Origin of the sequence: Aequorivita marisscotiae (assembly GCF_029814825.1) — a bacterium.
Taxonomy (GTDB): Bacteria; Bacteroidota; Bacteroidia; order Flavobacteriales; family Flavobacteriaceae; genus Aequorivita; species Aequorivita marisscotiae.
This window is the reverse complement of record NZ_CP122379.1, coordinates 3,173,904-3,189,999: the sequence shown is the minus strand read 5'-3', so window position 1 is coordinate 3,189,999 and position 16,096 is coordinate 3,173,904. Positions and strand designations below refer to the sequence as shown.

Here is a 16,096-nt window from a genome sequence, read left to right as displayed (position 1 = left end):
TAATATTTCAGAGATGTTTGCGCAAGATGTTGCTTAAGCAAGCTCAAACTAGCCATTAATTATGGGGGTACCCAATTTTTTATTTTCAGTTTAATTCTATTCCAGCTTTTATAAAAACATTCTCTAGTTCTTTTTCAATCGGAAATGGTTTTAATGGTGGAACATTTGCTCCTCCAGGATTTCCAATGGGAATTTTTCCAACAAAGGATTTTACGCCTCCAAAAATCAGACGTGGAATTTGTCCAATAACTTCTTTTCCGCTTTTGATTCTAATTCCGAATTGTAACATTTTCCAATGTACAAATGTATGAGCGTATGGATATTTTTGTCCAATTATATGTGCTCTTTCCAAATGATTCCACGCATTTTTTAAATTTCCGTTTGAGTATTCAGCTCGGTATTTTTCCAATTCCGCTTTATAATATGGATTCAGACTTTCAGGTATTGAAGTGTAAAATTTCATATTTTTTCTAATATTCTCTTCAGTTTAATTTTTAACGTTCAGTTTTTTGTAAATGTTTGCCACTATGGTTTCGCATAACCACAGTTACGGGATTAAATTTAATGCTTTTCGGCTAAGCACCTACGGATGCAATTACGCGTGAATTCGGACGCAGTTTCCCGTAGCATCGGGACGCTGTAATTGTGGTTATGCAGTGTTAGGCAACGTTTTTACCCGCGTGTTGCTTTATTTCGTTAAGTTCTTTTTCCTTATTTTCTTTTTCTTCTTCGATATCAAAATCGTTTTGGAGACCGAGCCAGAATTTTGCCGAATTGTCAAAATATTTACTTAAACGTAAGGCGGTGTCTGCCGTAATTCTCCGGTTTCCTTTTATAATCTCCGAGATGCGGGTTTGAGGTATTTTTAAATCTTTGGAAAGTCGATATGCCGTAATTTCCAAAGGCTCAAGAAATTCAGAATTCAATATTTCTCCAGGATGAATATTTGCTAATTTTTCCATTTTTTTATTTTTAATGATAATCAATTATATCCACTGCACTCGCGTTTCCATTATCCCAAACGAAAATAATCCTCCATTGTTTGTTAATCCGAATACTGTAAAAATCACTTAATTTCCCGGTCAGTTTTTCAAGTCGGTTCGATGGTGGAATTCGCAAATCGGAAATGTCTTGCGAGTTATTTAACATTCTCAATTTTCGACGTCCTACACTTTGAATATCGATCGGCATTTTCTTATCTCGGATTCCGTTCCGGATTTGTTCGGTTTCTTTTGAACCAAAGGATAATATCATATCTTTTCACGTTACTAACGTTAAAGGTAAGTGAAATTTTTGATTGTTCGTGGAGTGTTTTTTTAAATGCTGCTTAATAACGGTCTCGGCTATGAGTAGTTGCGTGGTTTAGCATTTAACTTTGCAACTACGTACCAAGTTGGAAATTCCTGCGGAATTTCCAAAGTACGCGAGAAAAAGCAAGTACTTAGGGCCAATGATGTGGTGTCATTTTTTTTACGCTGATATTGGTTTCACGTTGATTTGACCACCAATGGCTTTCAGCACCTTCATTATTGTTCCAAATTGTGGTTTCGCCCCATCGGATAATGCTTTGTATAGACTTGGTCTGCTCATTCCAGTTTTCTCCGCAATTTTGGTCATTCCGATTGACTTTGCAATATGCCCGATCGCTACTATCAAATCAGCACTGTCTCCATCTTCGAGAACTGTATTGAGATATTCAGCAATCATGTCTTCGCTGTCCAAATAGTCCGCTATGTCAAATTTAGTGGTTTCCATATCAATCATTTTTTATTCTGTTCCAGATTTTTTTCGCTTTCTCTATGTCCTTTTGTTGACTTGCTTTATCTCCACCAATTAAAAGGATTACGATTTTGTTGTCTTTTTCTTTAAAATATAGTCGGTAGCCTTTAGCATAATTAATTCTCATCTCACTAATTCCGTCACCGATAGGTTTACAATCTCCGAAGTGTTCATCCGTTTCAAGTTTTTGAATTCGGAAAAGTATTTTAGATTTTGCCCGAATGTCTTTTAGCTTTCTAATCCACTTATCGAATTCAGATGTTTTTTCGGTAATTATCATTTAAGAGTTGTATCCATTTAGATACAAATATAATTAATTTATTGGATACGGAAAGAGGAAATTGTTTTATACGAAAGGTTTGCCAAAATGCATCACAATGGTTTTGCATAACCGTCAGTTACGGGATTAAAATTAAACTTTTTCGGCTAAGCACCGACGGTAGCAATTACGCGTGGATTCGGACGCAGTCTCCCGAAGCATCGGGACGCCGTAATTGCTGTTATACAGTGTGTGTACCCAGCATGGACATCTTTTACTTTACCGAAAGGTAACTAATTAATCTAGAGGGTCCAAGTCCCTTATGGGCAGGAGTAATGCCTTGAATCATTAGTAAGCTGCAAGCTCGTTTATCGTGAGGTGAGGAGTGAAAGAAGCAGGACTACAATCTCGGTACTGACCCTTCGGCTGCGCTCAGGATAAACCAAGCAGGAACCGTATACAGAGGCATTTGTGCACGGGTAAGCAACCACATAATTGTAAGGCCCCAAGAAAACCAAAAGTGCATATATGTAGATACGGCAGGAATCGAGAGAAAGAAGATGCCATTACCTTGGGAGGTCTCCATAGCCACGTATTGGCATAATGGAGAAGTCAGCAGAGGTCATAGTACTCACGGGAAACGAGGTGCAGCAAACTGCATAGGTCTCACGGGTGGGGAAGGACTGAACGCAATCTTTTCGGAAATTAGATAAGGAACGGAAATATCTGTAGCCTTTTCTTAAAGTACGCAATAGTTCCAATTGGTGTAAAGAGCGATTGGAAATATGGACTGCGAACCACCCAGTACGAAACCTGTACGCTGGGTGGTGTGAGAGGTGCACTCCGTTCCTATTTAGGAGCGGAACCGTCTATTGATTGTGTGGCATTATTAAGTTTTTCAATCGTTTTATCCAATTCTTTCTTTAAATATATTTCTGTCATTAATACGTCATTGGTTAGCAATTCAAAAATTCCGATTATATCCAAAATTTTCGTATTTGAATCTATTCCGATAAATTTAGTAGTTAAACTTCTTCCTAATTCAGTATTTGAATTTAATTTTTTATAAGCATTCGATATTAGTTTTATTTTCTCAATATCTAATTCTTGAAAAATTCCGCCAATTTTTGCACTTTCAAATGCTATGTCTTCAATACCAGGAATTCCAAGCCCATTCCAATTTGGAATAGAATTATGTCTAAATACAGTATTTGAAAAATATGGTAAATATGCATTTTCCATTGAAATATTTTTTCTAATACTATCAAATCCTACTTTAATGTTTTGATGATAAATAATAGATTCTTCTAATCTTAATGAGTTTGATTGCAACTCTTTTGTTATTAAGTCCAAAGATTCTATAACATTTTCTTTCATTTTTTTATCAGACTTGTATTCACTCACTTCTATCCCTAAAAAAACTCCAAAAGCAACAATCAACAATTCAAGTATATATTTTAATACAGACTTTTTATTTATCTTCATTTCTATGGTTTTAATGCCAGAAAAATATTTTAAAATAGACCTTTTTGACATTCTCATTTTCTTGTTTTTAATGACACACAACGGTTATACATTGTTGTAAAACGTTTTTATTTCGCTGTCCATTCCCAATTATCTAATATCAGCGTGATAATGACATCATTCCACATTTCGAAATTCGTAAGTTTTGGTCTAATAGGAATTATACTTGTTTTTAATAGTTCTTCTCGTCCTACAATAAACATTCTCGCATCATAAGTCATAGTTTTATCAAAAGGATTTTTTACGGTCAGCATCATCATTTCGCTTTTTCTATCTTTAACCTCTTGCTTAAAGTCAATTGTTATTGTTTTTTCAGGAAACTCAACTTTTTCAACTGTTTTCATTGATATTATGCTATCATTTTCAATTTCAACTTCGATATTTATTTTTTCGGACGGAAATATTTGAAGGATATTGTCTTTTACAAAATATGGTGACTTTTGTATTTCTTGTTGATAATAATTGACGCTATCTACCGCTAATTTTAAAACGAATGGTTCTCTATTCGGCTTTTCGTTTTGCCCAAAGCTAATTCCGATAGATATAAGAAATATGATGAGTGTTATTTTGTTTTTCACAATGTTTGTTTTAAATGTTTTACAATGCCAACGTTTATGAGCTGTGGCGTGTCTCGGCACAGACCTCTCCAAATAAAAACTGACTTTGGAAAATCCGCAGGATTTTCCAAGTGAGGACAGACCAAGCCATAGCTTATATACTGTGTTGCCACACGTTTTTTTTTCAGTTCGTTGGAAATGGCGGTTTTTCAATTCGAATATACGGATATTCATTTAATTTAATTTTAAGCGGTAAACTGTCAGAATGTTTTGTATTCAAATTATTAAATTCAGTAACAATTTGAATTAGCTGTTTCTTAATATCTTTCGAGCTATACGAACTATTTTGGTAATACATTATTAAAGCTTTCTCTATATCAGTTGAATAGTCGAAAACTTTTTTCGGATTTAGTATGTGGTTTTCTAAAACGGATTTTAGGCTATCAAATGGTTTTTCAATTTCGTCATTTATTATTATTGTTTCATTCTCTATCGAAATCACATTTCTACCAGAAAAATCGACAATGTCATTTGATTCAGAACATTCTTTATAAATAATCAGATTAAAGTCCGTTTTTTCATTTCCGAACCTCAATAAAGGTTCTTTTACGTCACAAGCGATTTTGTCGGCTATCTTTGTTAATTCTCCATAATTTTCTATAGAGTCCAAATATATTTTAATCAATGAAGAATCAGATTTAAAGTTAGAAATTCGAGGATAATAGAATTCCGTTTTCTTTAATGCCACTTTATGCTTCTTCGTTTCGCAATTGCAAAACAAATTGGCAATTATTAATATGATGACGATTTTTTTCAAAATGTGTGGCAATATGTTATATCCAAACATTTATCTTGGTTATACCGAGCCTATGCTAGTCTAAACCAAGTCATTTGTTGTGGTTATCCGATAAATATAAGCTATTTAATGTAGAATTTAATGGACTTTTTATTTGCCGCAATTCTTATTTGGGCTTGTTAAATCGCGCTGCCTTGCAACTGCTTAACCAATGCAGGCATTCCGTTCATTTCCGAAGTAAAGGATATTTGTAACCATGCTACTGTACGAATGCATCCCATACCAAAACCAATTACAAAAAACACAGCCCGATTCCCTTATAAAAGGTGGTTTATTCAAAAAATTTCTTGAAGATTAATTGTTATGTCAACGGATCATTGATCATTAGAAGGGTTTCAGAATATAATAAATCCACCAAAATACTGGATGCCAATACCCGATTCAGTAATACTCTCTTACCATTTTCTAATATTGCGTATATAAAGTGTGTATAAAGTGTATTTATAGCGTATTTATAGTATGTTTATAGCGTGTATATAGCGTATTATAGATTGTTTACAAATATAATAACCTGTGGTCTCCCCCTTCCACGTAATCACTATAAATGATAATTCAAAAAATGTACAAGTTGCTAAAACAGGAAAAAACCGCAAACATTTACACTGTTTATGGAAAATAGGAAGATAAGAGAGAGGTTAGGGGTAAAATTTAGACTAGCTGAGTGAAAGCGATTGTATTTCCGGGATTTGCTATTTTTTATTTTAATTAAAGTCAATTTTTTAGCTACACTTCAAAAATAAAAACATTTAAGTGCGTGCCAATAACCTTTATATATAGAAGTCGATCAAAGGAAAATGTAAAAAAATCTACCAATTACAAATATCTAAAAATTGGGATAATTATAGCAACCTAAAAACTTGAAGTGACATATAAAAAACTCCCGGATCATCTTCGGGAGTTTCTGGTTATACTACGTTACGCATCTACAAAATCCCGACTTCAACCATACATTTCCTCATTATTTGATGGGTGCGTGCTATGTCGTTATCCAATCCTATTGAAAAACGTATTAATCCATCACTAAGGCCCATTTCTCTTTGTTCCTCCTCAGGTATTTCTGATGAAGTAGAAGAACCAGGCGCACTAAATAATGTTTTGTAAAAACCTAAACTCACCGCCAAATAGCCGAGGTTTTTTTCCTGCATTAGCTCCATTAACTCATTGGCTTTATCAATTCCACCTACATCTACTGTCAACATTCCGCCGAAACCGTATTCTGCGTTCATCATTTTTTTAAAAAGCTCATGACCACTGTGCGATTTTAATCCGGGATAAACTGTTTTTAGGCCGTCGGCTTCAAATTTTTCGGCTAAATACATAGCATTTTCGCTATGTTGTTTTATCCGAATATGAAGCGTGCGTAAATTCTTTAATATTGAAGCTGCCCGCAAACTGTCCATTGCCGGACCAAGTAGCATATTTGCCCCATCGTTTACATTGCGAAGCGTATCAATAAAATCCTGTGTGCCGCAAGCAACACCGCCCATAGTATCGCTGCTCCCGTTTATAAATTTTGTTAAACTGTGCAACACCACATCGGCACCCAATTTGGCAGGTGAAATGCTTAAGGGCGAAAAAGTATTATCAACTAAAAATTGTAGGCCATGTTTTTTGGCAATTTTTGAAAGTGCTTCAATATCGGCTATCTCCAAAAGTGGATTGCTAACCGTTTCGCAGTACAATATTTTTGTATTTTGGGTAATCGCAGCTTCTACGATATCTAGCTTTGTAATATCTACAAATGAAGTTTCAATATTTAATCGCGGCGCAAAATTCTTTAAAAAAGCATAGGTTCCGCCATAAATAGTTCGGCTGGAAACTACGTGATCGCCAGCTTTGCACAGCTGTAAAATTGCAGGTGTAATTGCGCCCATTCCACTGGCGGCAACATTTGCGGTCTCGGTTCCTTCCATTGCTGCCAAAGCTTCGCCCAAGTATAAATTGGAAGGGGTAGAGTGGCGCGAATATAAGTAACAGCCTTCGGCATTGCCTTCAAAAGTATCAAACATTGTTTTTGCCGAAAGAAACGTATAGGTCGAAGAATCGGAAATAGAGGGATTAACTCCTCCAAACTCACCGAAATATTGTAAATCCTGTATTTTATCTGCTGGTTTAAAAGCCATAATTGAATTGTTTAGATTGTTTGACAAATTTGCAAAAATTAAAATGAGTGGTAAAATTATAAGCCAATTCCTTTTAAAAAAATCGTTTCGAAAAATGCCTAAACTTTATTGATTATAACTTTTACTATCTAAGCTTTAACTGTTAAATTTGCACTTCAATTTAAAAGAAATATTTTATGAGCACTTATGATGTAGCAATAATTGGATCGGGTCCCGGTGGCTATGTAGCCGCCATCCGTTGCGCACAATTGGGTATGAAAACCGCGATCATTGAAAAATATAATGTTTTAGGCGGCACTTGCCTAAATGTAGGCTGTATTCCCAGTAAGGCATTGCTAGATTCGTCGCATCATTACGAAGAAGCCATAAAACATTTTGAAGATCACGGAATTGAAATTCCCGGCGATATAAAGGTGAATTTCAAAAAAATGGTAGAACGCAAAGCTTCGGTAGTAGAGCAAACCACCAAAGGAATTGAGTTTTTAATGAATAAAAACAAAATTGATGTTTTTACCGGAATGGGGGCTTTTAAAGATGCAACCCATATTGAAATTACAGAAGGAGAAAAAAAACAAACCATTGAAGCAAAAAACACAATTATTGCAACCGGCAGTAAGCCCGCTACACTTCCGTTTATAAAACTGGATAAAGAACGAATTATTACTTCAACAGAAGCTTTGAGCTTAAAGGAAATTCCAAAACATTTGGTTGTAATTGGTGGTGGCGTAATTGGCTTAGAATTGGGCCAAGTGTACAGTCGTTTAGGTGCCGAGGTTTCTGTAGTGGAATATATGGATCGCATTATCCCAACGATGGATGCCGCGCAAAGTAAGGAACTAATGAAGGCAATGAAGAAGCAAGGTGTTAAGTTTTACTTGTCGCATAAAGTTTCTGCAGTTTCAAAAAAAGGAAAAGAAGTAACCATTACTGCTACCGATAAAAAGGATAAAGAAGTAACATTTAAAGGGGATTATTGCTTGGTTTCCGTTGGAAGAAAACCATATACCGACGGTTTAAAAGTTGAAAATGCTGGTATAAAAATTACCGAACGCGGCATGATTGACGTTAACGATCATCTCCAAACAAATATTAAAAACATTTATGCCATTGGCGATGTAATTCGCGGAGCAATGCTGGCACATAAAGCTTCAGAAGAAGGAACTTTAGTTGCCGAAATTATCGCCGGACAAAAGCCGCATATTGATTATAATCTAATTCCAGGCGTTGTTTACACGTGGCCCGAAGTTGCTTCAGTAGGTAAAACCGAAGAACAATTAAAGGACGCTAATGTAGAATACAAAGCGGGACAATTTCCTATGCGTGCTTTGGGTAGAAGCCGTGCAAGTGGTGATATTGATGGTTTTGTAAAAATACTTTCAGATAAAAAAACCGATGAGGTTTTAGGAGTACATATGGTAGGAGCAAGGGTAGCTGATTTAATTGCCGAAGCCGTTGTAGCAATGGAATTCCGCGCTAGCGCCGAAGATATTGCACGTATGAGCCACGCACATCCAACCTATGCCGAAGCTGTTAAAGAAGCGGCGCTTGCTGCGACTGACGATAGAGCCTTGCATATTTAATGAACGTGTTGATTATTACCAGAAAAAGCCGATAAGTTAAATATCGGCTTTTTTGGTATCGGGTGTTTTTTAAAAATCTATAACCGTAAACATAAATTCTCTATCTCTTGGCACTCTTGCAGTCCCACCATTGTCGTTGGAGCCAATTCCAACGTTAAAGCCGCTGGTTGATTGGCTACTATAGGAAATATTAATACTGTTATCACCTTGACAATCAGCACCTGTTCCAGTACATTCTAGATATGCTAACTGAATTATATAATTACTATGGTCTCTACTAGTTGAAAAAGTAATGCTGTAATTACCTGTGCCTATTTTTGAAACAGTTGCTCCTGTAATTTTTATAGCAGTACCATCATAAGCTACTTTTCCCGAAGCAACTATCGCAGGACCAGTATTTGATAAATTTCCATTTGCATCAGTATAAACCGGACCGGCGGTTAAAGATCTAACTCTTGTACTACCATTTACGTCCAAGGTTTGAGTTGGTTCGGATGTTCCAATGCCTGTTTTACCGTCATTTTTTATAACGAGTCTTTCTACATCTGATGAGCTACCCACAGGCGTAGTTTCTACTACAAATCTAGTGGGAACATTTCCTGCCGATACCGCTACACTATCTATATAAAAACGAACACCTCCAGGTTCTCTTATTCTACTACCATCGAATGTTTTTACGATAAAAGAACCAATTTCCTGATTTAATGGAAGTGGTAAAGGTTCTTCCAATGTCCCTGCTGTATTGTATAAAATTAAATTTGGCGGATTGGTATTAGCACTTGTTATTTGAAAATCGTTATCACCGGGCCCCTTAAATTCAAATCTTTCTATTGGATCACTTGTTCCAAAACCAATACGGCCATCATCTGTAATAACTACATCGGTTCCTGTTAATTTAGCCCGGGTAGCATAAATTAGATTGTCGCCACTGATGTTCGTTCCTGCCTTCCATTCTTCTGCGCCAATGGAAAACCATCTGCTATTGGGGTGGTCCCAATAATAAAATCCTTTATCATTTAAACCAACTGCATTTTGCAGAAAAATCATCATTCCGTTTTGATTTCCTCCAGGATCTACTGATGGAAAATCGTTTACTCTTGGTATCAAAATACCATCTGTATTTGAAGGAGCAGAAATACTAGAGGCCGAAATATCTAAAGTACTTTTCGGATCCGTATTATTTATACCTACCTGACCTTGAAGTGGTGCTGAAACCAGTAAAAGAACAACGCTCAGTTTTAAAATTGCTTTTTCCATATTATTTGGGGTATATGTTTATGGCAAATCTATGGTAAAATATTTAACAATTAACATTTTAACCGATATTTTTATCGATTAAATGCATAATTTAACGTTTATATGAATTGTATGTCTTTCTGCTAAAGAGTGTCTTTTATTATTTTCATGTTTCAAAAAATGACAGATTATTTAATTTTTAAAGAAATTTATTTTGCAATAATCATTAAATAAAAAAGAATTTGAGACATAAATTACACGAATACCATATATTAAAAACCTCTTTGAAGATCCAAGGGGTTATCATTTATATACCATATAACTTTCGGAATTGTCAATTATATATAATAACCTTCCAATTTGTTGAATTATTATAAACTTGTGAAGTACTAATATTTGAAAGCCTAAAAGTAATTTGATTATCAGCATTAACGAAACATTGCCAAATCAGTGAAGCTTCAATGTTAGGATATGGAGAGCAGGAACATATATCACCTAACCTTACACCATTAATTGGAACAGATCCTACTTCTACCGTACCATGTGCGGGTATGTTTCCAAGACTAAGACCGGAATATGAAAATTCTATCGCAGTTAAAACGGTCTTGCGCAAGTTAGATGGTGTAAAATACAATTGTGTACCATCATATTCTATCGCCCCTGTCTCCGGAGTAGTGGTCACTGTACCTGATGCTAATTTAAAAGGAGCGCCGCCTACACCCGCAGTTCCTGGAGCAATTTCTAAAGTTGCCGTAGGGGTGCCGGTTGTGCCAATTTTAACCTTACCGCCAAATGTTGAATTTCCAGAAACCTTTAAAGCACCCCTTAAATAACTATTTCCACCTACTTCCAAAAGATCGGTTGCATTAGGAGTTGGCACATTTCCAATGGTTACTTTTCCCACTAATGCAGTACTTCCTACAATACCAGCATTACTGCCCACAATAAAACTATCTCTAATAATTGCTGAGCCATTTACATCTAAGGGCAGAATAGGATCATTAACCCCAATTCCCACATTGCCATTGTTTTTAATGACCATCTGTGGATTAGATGAATCAATACCGGTTTCATTTGTTGCCGTTACTGCAAATTCTATTTTAGTAGGAAGGCTAGCTGCGGTGTGAACGCCATCAGATTTAATCTGAATATTGGCGAGATCTCCAGACTTCCCTGTACCATTATAGGCTTTTGCAGTAATATAGCCTATGGGTTCATTATCGGTTAAAAAATCTCTATTGGCAAAATCGGTTCCATTTGTAGTGTAAAATATTAAGTTTGGAGCATTTGGAGGAGCCACACTTGATATTTGTATATCATTATCGCCCGGTAATTTTATCTCTAAACTTTCTTCCGGCCTATCGGTGCCAAGACCCATTCTGCCAGAATCATAAACCACAACATCTACATTATTGGCACTAGCTTGCTGCGCATAGATTAAATTATCTCCATTTGAATTTGCACCATCTTTCCATTCACCTCCATAAGATATCCAGCGTGAATTTGCATTGTCCCAATAGTGGAATCCTTTTTTATACCCAACAATATCTTGATTTAAAAACACTAACATCCCATCTTGATCTGCTGTTGGATTTGTAGTGGGAAACCTATTAATTCGGGGAATTAAAATACCATCTGTATTTGAAGGATCTGCCGAATCAGAGGCCGTAATGTCTAGCGCACTCTTTGGGTTTGTTGTTCCTATACCCACTTGGGCATGTAAAGAAAGTGAAAGAAGTAGAGAAATAGCGAGTAATAACTGAGGTAATGTTACTTTCATAAATTTGGGATATATAATTTCCATAAAAGTATAAAATGTTACTAAAATAATAGAAACATAATTAGAATGATTACTTTATATTGATCTAATTATTGAAATAACGCACTAAAAAATGATTAACAAGATTTTAATTGTTGGCTGTTATGGGACTATTATGTTTAGTGCTTGGTCTCTCCAATCCTCCTCCATAATTTCGTGATCTGTAAACGCTTCTGCCATTTTAAAATCTGTAAAGTTTATTGGCTCCTGCAGTACAATTCCCAAGTACTTAGTAGTGTCGTCTTCTGAATACGAAAATTGAAAAGCGAAGTATTTTTTGTTGTTTATGGTCAATTGGTCTAAATAGTCTATAATTTCAGGGTAGCCATCGTATTCGGCCCCAACCATGTTGTAGAGTGATAGCTTGGCAAACGCTAAAGGGGCTAAATATTCTTCGGGAATTAAATATGATTTTTCTGCCTTTACTAAACTCTCCATCAATTCAAAACGCACATATAGTTCTTTTAAAACAGATTTTACAATTTGAGGATTTATTTCAATATTTAATTCAATTGCTGCCATTAATGCCTGAGCTTGCAACCAATTATCATCTTTTACTTGTTCGGAAATTAGTTTTAATGTTTTTGAAACTTCCTGCGGAATATTTTTAAAACCTTTTGCAAATTCAATATAACTGTACATAAGTCCGTCGGTAATAAGCAAATTCCCTTTTCGTGCAATTGTATCAACATATAGGGCTGCATCTTCGTACATATGCCTTAAAAGCTTATTTTTTAGTAATGGCATCCTATCTTTATAAATACTATCTTCCATGACGTAGTAGGAATACATTGATGCTATTTCGGCTCTGTAATCGTCTATTTCTGCAAGTTCGGCAAACTGTGCATCGTTTTCAACCAACAGCGGAATAGTATCTAAAAACGAAGTCATAATATCATAGTTCTTGTTTGGCGGATGATTGAGTTTGTGCCTCTTTAAAAGATTAAAATAAGTTGCCATAGCCTCAGTATTTTTTAGTTTTGGAAGCTGCTCAAGAATTTCTATACGTGCTTCATAACTGTTTTGTTCATTTTTATAGAATGAAGAAAACGTTTTTAGCGTCTCTGGTTTTTCAAGTTGAGCCATGGCATTGATTATATAATATTTTGCACCGTAATAGATAGAGTCGTCTGGAAAATTGTGTTTTAAATGCTTTTCCAAATATTTGTATTCCGAAGCATCAAAATCGTAATACCCCAAAGCACCACTAGCTTCAGCAAATTTTGTGGTGTCCTCGGATTTTAAGTGTTTAAAAATTAAATCTGCTTTTGAAGCCGAAAGATCAAAATTTTTGGAGTTATGTTTAATTTTTAAGGAATTGAAAAATTGCTCAACACGGGGTTTAGTAATTTCTTCATCGCCTAAATAGGTAAGCATTAAAAGGATAGTATCGTCATCCAACACAATCTTCATCCGCTGCTTTACGTGGGTATTTGTATTTTGCATAAAAATTTCGCGCGCGGGTTTTCCTCCCAGAGTAGTGCTCACATTGCTTGTAATACTATCGTTGTTGGCAATAAGTAGCTCAGCGTAATCTTTATAAAACGCATCGAGCGATTTTTTTCTGTAATACGGTTTTAATTTCATTTGTTGAACCAAATACGTACCCGATGAGGTTGGGTCCAGCGAGCTGTAATTTTTTACGGAACTGTATTCCGAATAGGCATCTTGGGGTTCGTCTTCGGTTAGCACATTTTTGCTCGGTGCCGTAAACAAATATTTATCTTGAATGTTTACAATAGTATCAAAAGCTGCATCGGTAAATGGTAAAAATGTAAACGACTTAAAGAATTCATTATCTGCTGAAATTTTTTCTTCTTCATTAAAACTTTGTGCCATGAGCAGGTATGTCCTGTTTCCGCGTAAAAATAGCTTTGCAATAGTATGGTGTTTTCCTGAAAATAAAAGTTCATATTTTCTACCCTCATTTCCATCCATCATTATTTTTTTAGGCTCTGATACGTAGCTTCCACTCGCTTTAAAATAGGTGTCGAACTCGTTAAAATATACTTCTTTTTGATCTAAATAATAACCCACCGGTTGATCGTTATAACGAATCAGATAAATAGAATTGTTAGCCTTGTCTTCTGCCGAAAAAATATTAATTATGTAGGGCGAATTATCATTTCCGTCCGGATTGTCTTTTGTCTGGCTCCTATCTAAAATCTTGCCTGGCACGCGAATGCTAAACGCACCAATGCTATCTGTATGTGTTTTCCAGATAGATGGTTGTACCTTGGGTTTAAAAATTTTAATAGAATTAAAAAATGCATTTGCGTAGGCCGAATTAATTTCGTCTAAAGTATTTTCAGTCATAAAAGTATATACTATTTTATCTTTCATGGCTAAGCGCATGCGTACATATTCACTGCCTTTTGCTATAAGCACTTCGGTAAATTGAACATCGTCTTTTACAAAAGTTTCTTTACTTATTATTGAATCCGTGGGCATACGGGTCTGACTGGCTATAATATTACCCAGAAAATCATACCCTTCTTTTAACACCTGATTTCTTAAATCGCCAATCATATACATAAAACTTCCGCCGTAAATTAAATCGGTACTGGTCATGGCGTTTACGGCTTCATTAATTGCAATTGGGGTTGCCTTGTTGGGCGTTAAAACACTATAACCCATAGATTCGTCGCGATCTAGCACCCATCTGTCTAAATCGGGGGTTATACTGTACTGTGCTTCAGTATTGTTAAAGGTGGCCTTTACTTTATTTACCTCATATCCATCTTGGCGAAGCATAGCAATTATACCTTGCTCGCCAGGTAAATGAGCTGCGCCAACAGCGGCAAATAAGGTCTTGGTTTTTATAATGTTTTCAATACTGTTGCGCATAACGAGGTTTCGCTTAACCATGATAGAATCCGTAGCCCTGTCGCTTACATAATCTAGTATTTTTTCTAAATCGCCTTCGTAATATAACTGTGTTATGTGGTTAATTTGATTATTCGTATTTCGCTGGGTATCGTCCAAAATAGATAAAATACTCTCGCGCAACGTTATATCGTTTTGGTCATTAAATATGTACATTTGATCTGCAACATCTTCAAGACCGGTTATTTCTTTTTTGCTGTTGTACGCAATTCCGTATAAATAGGCATCTAAAAAAGTACGTCTGTCGTCAGACCTGCCTACAGTATTGGTTAACATAGATTTTATTAAACTCGGATCTTTCATTGGGAAACTATCCAAATTAATTTGTTTTGCCTCAAAAAGACGATCTTTCAATTTTTGATATTCTTCTTCTGCAAGAATTTTTTTATAAATATTTTCTTTTTCGGTACTGTAAAATTTTTCACTAAAGCCACTTACTGCAGAATCGGGATGAATTTCCAAAGCGAACACTTCAGAACGTTGTATAGCAGGTATTACGGAATCACTAAAGCTAAAGGCACGAGCATCCTTAAGGTGAAGGGTACCGAACAGATACGATTTTTTGTCGCTATTTTTGTGCTTAATCTCCCAGAGCAATTCATATTTACTTCTATCTTGGGAATAACCAATGTTTAGCGCAAAAAGAAGTAAAATAGTAAATAAGTAATATTGTGGCGAAGTATGCATAAGGGGCTGGGTGTGTTTTATTAGTTGTTTTCAATATTAATAAATTTAAAATTCATTTTAATTATTTTACTCCTTCAAAAAGTGAAATAAAAAAAAGCCACCTTAAAAATTAAGATGGCTTTTACAAAATGTATAGTACTATTATTTAATTATTCCACCACAGGAAACTCTTCCTCCAGCATCGCCAGTAGGTTGCGTTTTAAAATCGTCTTGTCCTTCGTGAACAATTACGGCTTTGCCAATTATATCTTTATCTTCATCGCCGCATCCTATGCACCATTGATCTGTAAGCATGGTAATCTTTCCGTTTCCATCTTCGCCTACCTCAAAGTTACCAATGTCGCCTTTGTGATAGCCCTCTGCATCGCCCCATTTACCGTGTTTGGAATGTGTGGGATTCCAATGTCCGCCTGACGATGTTGCATCTTCGGCGCTACAATCTGCCTTTTCGTGCAGGTGGATTGCGTGCGTGCCCGGGGTTAAGCCGCTAAATTTAGCTTCAAGTGTTACCACGCCATTTGTTTCGCTAAAATAAACTTCGCCCTGTGCGGTACTTTTACTCTTTGGCTCCATGGTTACTGAAACGCTTTTAGTTACTTCGGTTTCTGCTGGTGCTTCTACCTGAATGGTATCATTCATAGTATCTAAATTTTCAGCATCTTTTTTTTCATTTTTGCAACCTACAAATGCCAACAAAGCAAATAGGCTACAAACTAAACTAATTTTTTTCATGATTTATATTTTGGTTTACTTTTAGTTTTATAATTAAAGGTACAATAGTTTTTATGCG

The 16,096-nt window shown here is 35.7% G+C and carries 14 protein-coding genes; 1 reads left to right on the top strand and 13 read right to left on the bottom strand.

Going from position 1 to position 16,096, the window contains the following annotated elements:
• Window positions 1-85 precede the first annotated feature (85 nt).
• The 9 genes from QCQ61_RS14225 to QCQ61_RS14185 all read right to left on the bottom strand — a co-directional run bounded on the left by QCQ61_RS14225 (window position 86) and on the right by QCQ61_RS14185 (window position 7,098).
• On the bottom strand, window positions 86-463 hold the full coding sequence (locus QCQ61_RS14225; RefSeq protein ID WP_279448315.1) for a DUF3703 domain-containing protein: 378 nt from the start codon (window positions 461-463) through the stop codon (window positions 86-88).
• Between the two features lie 196 nt (window positions 464-659).
• Window positions 660-962, bottom strand: coding sequence for a HigA family addiction module antitoxin (locus QCQ61_RS14220; protein ID WP_279448314.1), 303 nt, complete (start codon window positions 960-962; stop codon window positions 660-662).
• Between the two features lie 10 nt (window positions 963-972).
• Window positions 973-1,254, bottom strand: a complete 282-nt coding sequence (locus tag QCQ61_RS14215) for a type II toxin-antitoxin system RelE/ParE family toxin (RefSeq protein ID WP_279448313.1) — start codon at window positions 1,252-1,254, stop codon at window positions 973-975.
• 216 nt (window positions 1,255-1,470) lie between these two features.
• Window positions 1,471-1,755, bottom strand: coding sequence for an addiction module antidote protein (locus QCQ61_RS14210; protein ID WP_279448312.1), 285 nt, complete (start codon window positions 1,753-1,755; stop codon window positions 1,471-1,473).
• A gap of 1 nt (window position 1,756) precedes the next feature.
• Window positions 1,757-2,059: a type II toxin-antitoxin system RelE/ParE family toxin gene (locus QCQ61_RS14205; RefSeq protein WP_279448311.1), complete on the bottom strand. Its 303-nt coding sequence runs from the start codon at window positions 2,057-2,059 to the stop codon at window positions 1,757-1,759.
• 828 nt (window positions 2,060-2,887) lie between these two features.
• Complete coding sequence (locus tag QCQ61_RS14200) at window positions 2,888-3,580, bottom strand: hypothetical protein (protein ID WP_279448310.1); 693 nt, start codon at window positions 3,578-3,580, stop codon at window positions 2,888-2,890.
• 50 nt (window positions 3,581-3,630) lie between these two features.
• Window positions 3,631-4,140, bottom strand: coding sequence for a hypothetical protein (locus QCQ61_RS14195; RefSeq protein WP_279448309.1), 510 nt, complete (start codon window positions 4,138-4,140; stop codon window positions 3,631-3,633).
• A gap of 163 nt (window positions 4,141-4,303) precedes the next feature.
• Window positions 4,304-4,867: a hypothetical protein gene (locus tag QCQ61_RS14190; protein WP_279448308.1), complete on the bottom strand. Its 564-nt coding sequence runs from the start codon at window positions 4,865-4,867 to the stop codon at window positions 4,304-4,306.
• 1,031 nt (window positions 4,868-5,898) lie between these two features.
• On the bottom strand, window positions 5,899-7,098 hold the full coding sequence (locus QCQ61_RS14185; protein ID WP_279448307.1) for an aminotransferase class I/II-fold pyridoxal phosphate-dependent enzyme: 1,200 nt from the start codon (window positions 7,096-7,098) through the stop codon (window positions 5,899-5,901).
• A 176-nt stretch (window positions 7,099-7,274) separates the two neighbouring features.
• Here QCQ61_RS14185 and lpdA point away from each other — a divergent pair, with 176 nt between their 5' ends.
• A complete protein-coding gene (gene lpdA, locus QCQ61_RS14180; RefSeq protein WP_279448306.1) occupies window positions 7,275-8,678 on the top strand; it encodes a dihydrolipoyl dehydrogenase in 1,404 nt (467 codons plus the stop codon).
• A gap of 69 nt (window positions 8,679-8,747) precedes the next feature.
• Here the strand turns inward: lpdA and QCQ61_RS14175 are convergent, their stop codons facing one another.
• The 4 genes from QCQ61_RS14175 to QCQ61_RS14160 all read right to left on the bottom strand — a co-directional run bounded on the left by QCQ61_RS14175 (window position 8,748) and on the right by QCQ61_RS14160 (window position 16,038).
• Window positions 8,748-9,935: a hypothetical protein gene (locus QCQ61_RS14175; protein WP_279448305.1), complete on the bottom strand. Its 1,188-nt coding sequence runs from the start codon at window positions 9,933-9,935 to the stop codon at window positions 8,748-8,750.
• A 313-nt stretch (window positions 9,936-10,248) separates the two neighbouring features.
• Entirely contained in the window at window positions 10,249-11,694 is a 1,446-nt protein-coding gene (locus tag QCQ61_RS14170; RefSeq protein WP_279448304.1) for a hypothetical protein, read from the bottom strand.
• Window positions 11,695-11,835: 141 nt separating this feature from the next.
• A complete protein-coding gene (locus QCQ61_RS14165) occupies window positions 11,836-15,306 on the bottom strand; it encodes a TraB/GumN family protein (RefSeq protein ID WP_279448303.1) in 3,471 nt (1,156 codons plus the stop codon).
• A gap of 141 nt (window positions 15,307-15,447) precedes the next feature.
• Complete coding sequence (locus tag QCQ61_RS14160; protein WP_279448302.1) at window positions 15,448-16,038, bottom strand: superoxide dismutase family protein; 591 nt, start codon at window positions 16,036-16,038, stop codon at window positions 15,448-15,450.
• Window positions 16,039-16,096 lie beyond the last annotated feature (58 nt).

What these genes read in the sequence shown, in the direction of transcription:
- QCQ61_RS14225 (WP_279448315.1), bottom strand. Translation starts at nt 463, where the DNA reads ATGAAATTTTACACTTCAATACCTGAAAGTCTGAATCCATATTATAAA.
- QCQ61_RS14220 (WP_279448314.1), bottom strand. Translation starts at nt 962, where the DNA reads ATGGAAAAATTAGCAAATATTCATCCTGGAGAAATATTGAATTCTGAA.
- QCQ61_RS14215 (WP_279448313.1), bottom strand. Translation starts at nt 1,254, where the DNA reads ATGATATTATCCTTTGGTTCAAAAGAAACCGAACAAATCCGGAACGGA.
- QCQ61_RS14210 (WP_279448312.1), bottom strand. Translation starts at nt 1,755, where the DNA reads ATGGAAACCACTAAATTTGACATAGCGGACTATTTGGACAGCGAAGAC.
- QCQ61_RS14205 (WP_279448311.1), bottom strand. Translation starts at nt 2,059, where the DNA reads ATGATAATTACCGAAAAAACATCTGAATTCGATAAGTGGATTAGAAAG.
- QCQ61_RS14200 (WP_279448310.1), bottom strand. Translation starts at nt 3,580, where the DNA reads ATGAGAATGTCAAAAAGGTCTATTTTAAAATATTTTTCTGGCATTAAA.
- QCQ61_RS14185 (WP_279448307.1), bottom strand. Translation starts at nt 7,098, where the DNA reads ATGGCTTTTAAACCAGCAGATAAAATACAGGATTTACAATATTTCGGT.
- lpdA (WP_279448306.1), top strand. Translation starts at nt 7,275, where the DNA reads ATGAGCACTTATGATGTAGCAATAATTGGATCGGGTCCCGGTGGCTAT.
- QCQ61_RS14175 (WP_279448305.1), bottom strand. Translation starts at nt 9,935, where the DNA reads ATGGAAAAAGCAATTTTAAAACTGAGCGTTGTTCTTTTACTGGTTTCA.
- QCQ61_RS14170 (WP_279448304.1), bottom strand. Translation starts at nt 11,694, where the DNA reads ATGAAAGTAACATTACCTCAGTTATTACTCGCTATTTCTCTACTTCTT.
- QCQ61_RS14165 (WP_279448303.1), bottom strand. Translation starts at nt 15,306, where the DNA reads ATGCATACTTCGCCACAATATTACTTATTTACTATTTTACTTCTTTTT.
- QCQ61_RS14160 (WP_279448302.1), bottom strand. Translation starts at nt 16,038, where the DNA reads ATGAAAAAAATTAGTTTAGTTTGTAGCCTATTTGCTTTGTTGGCATTT.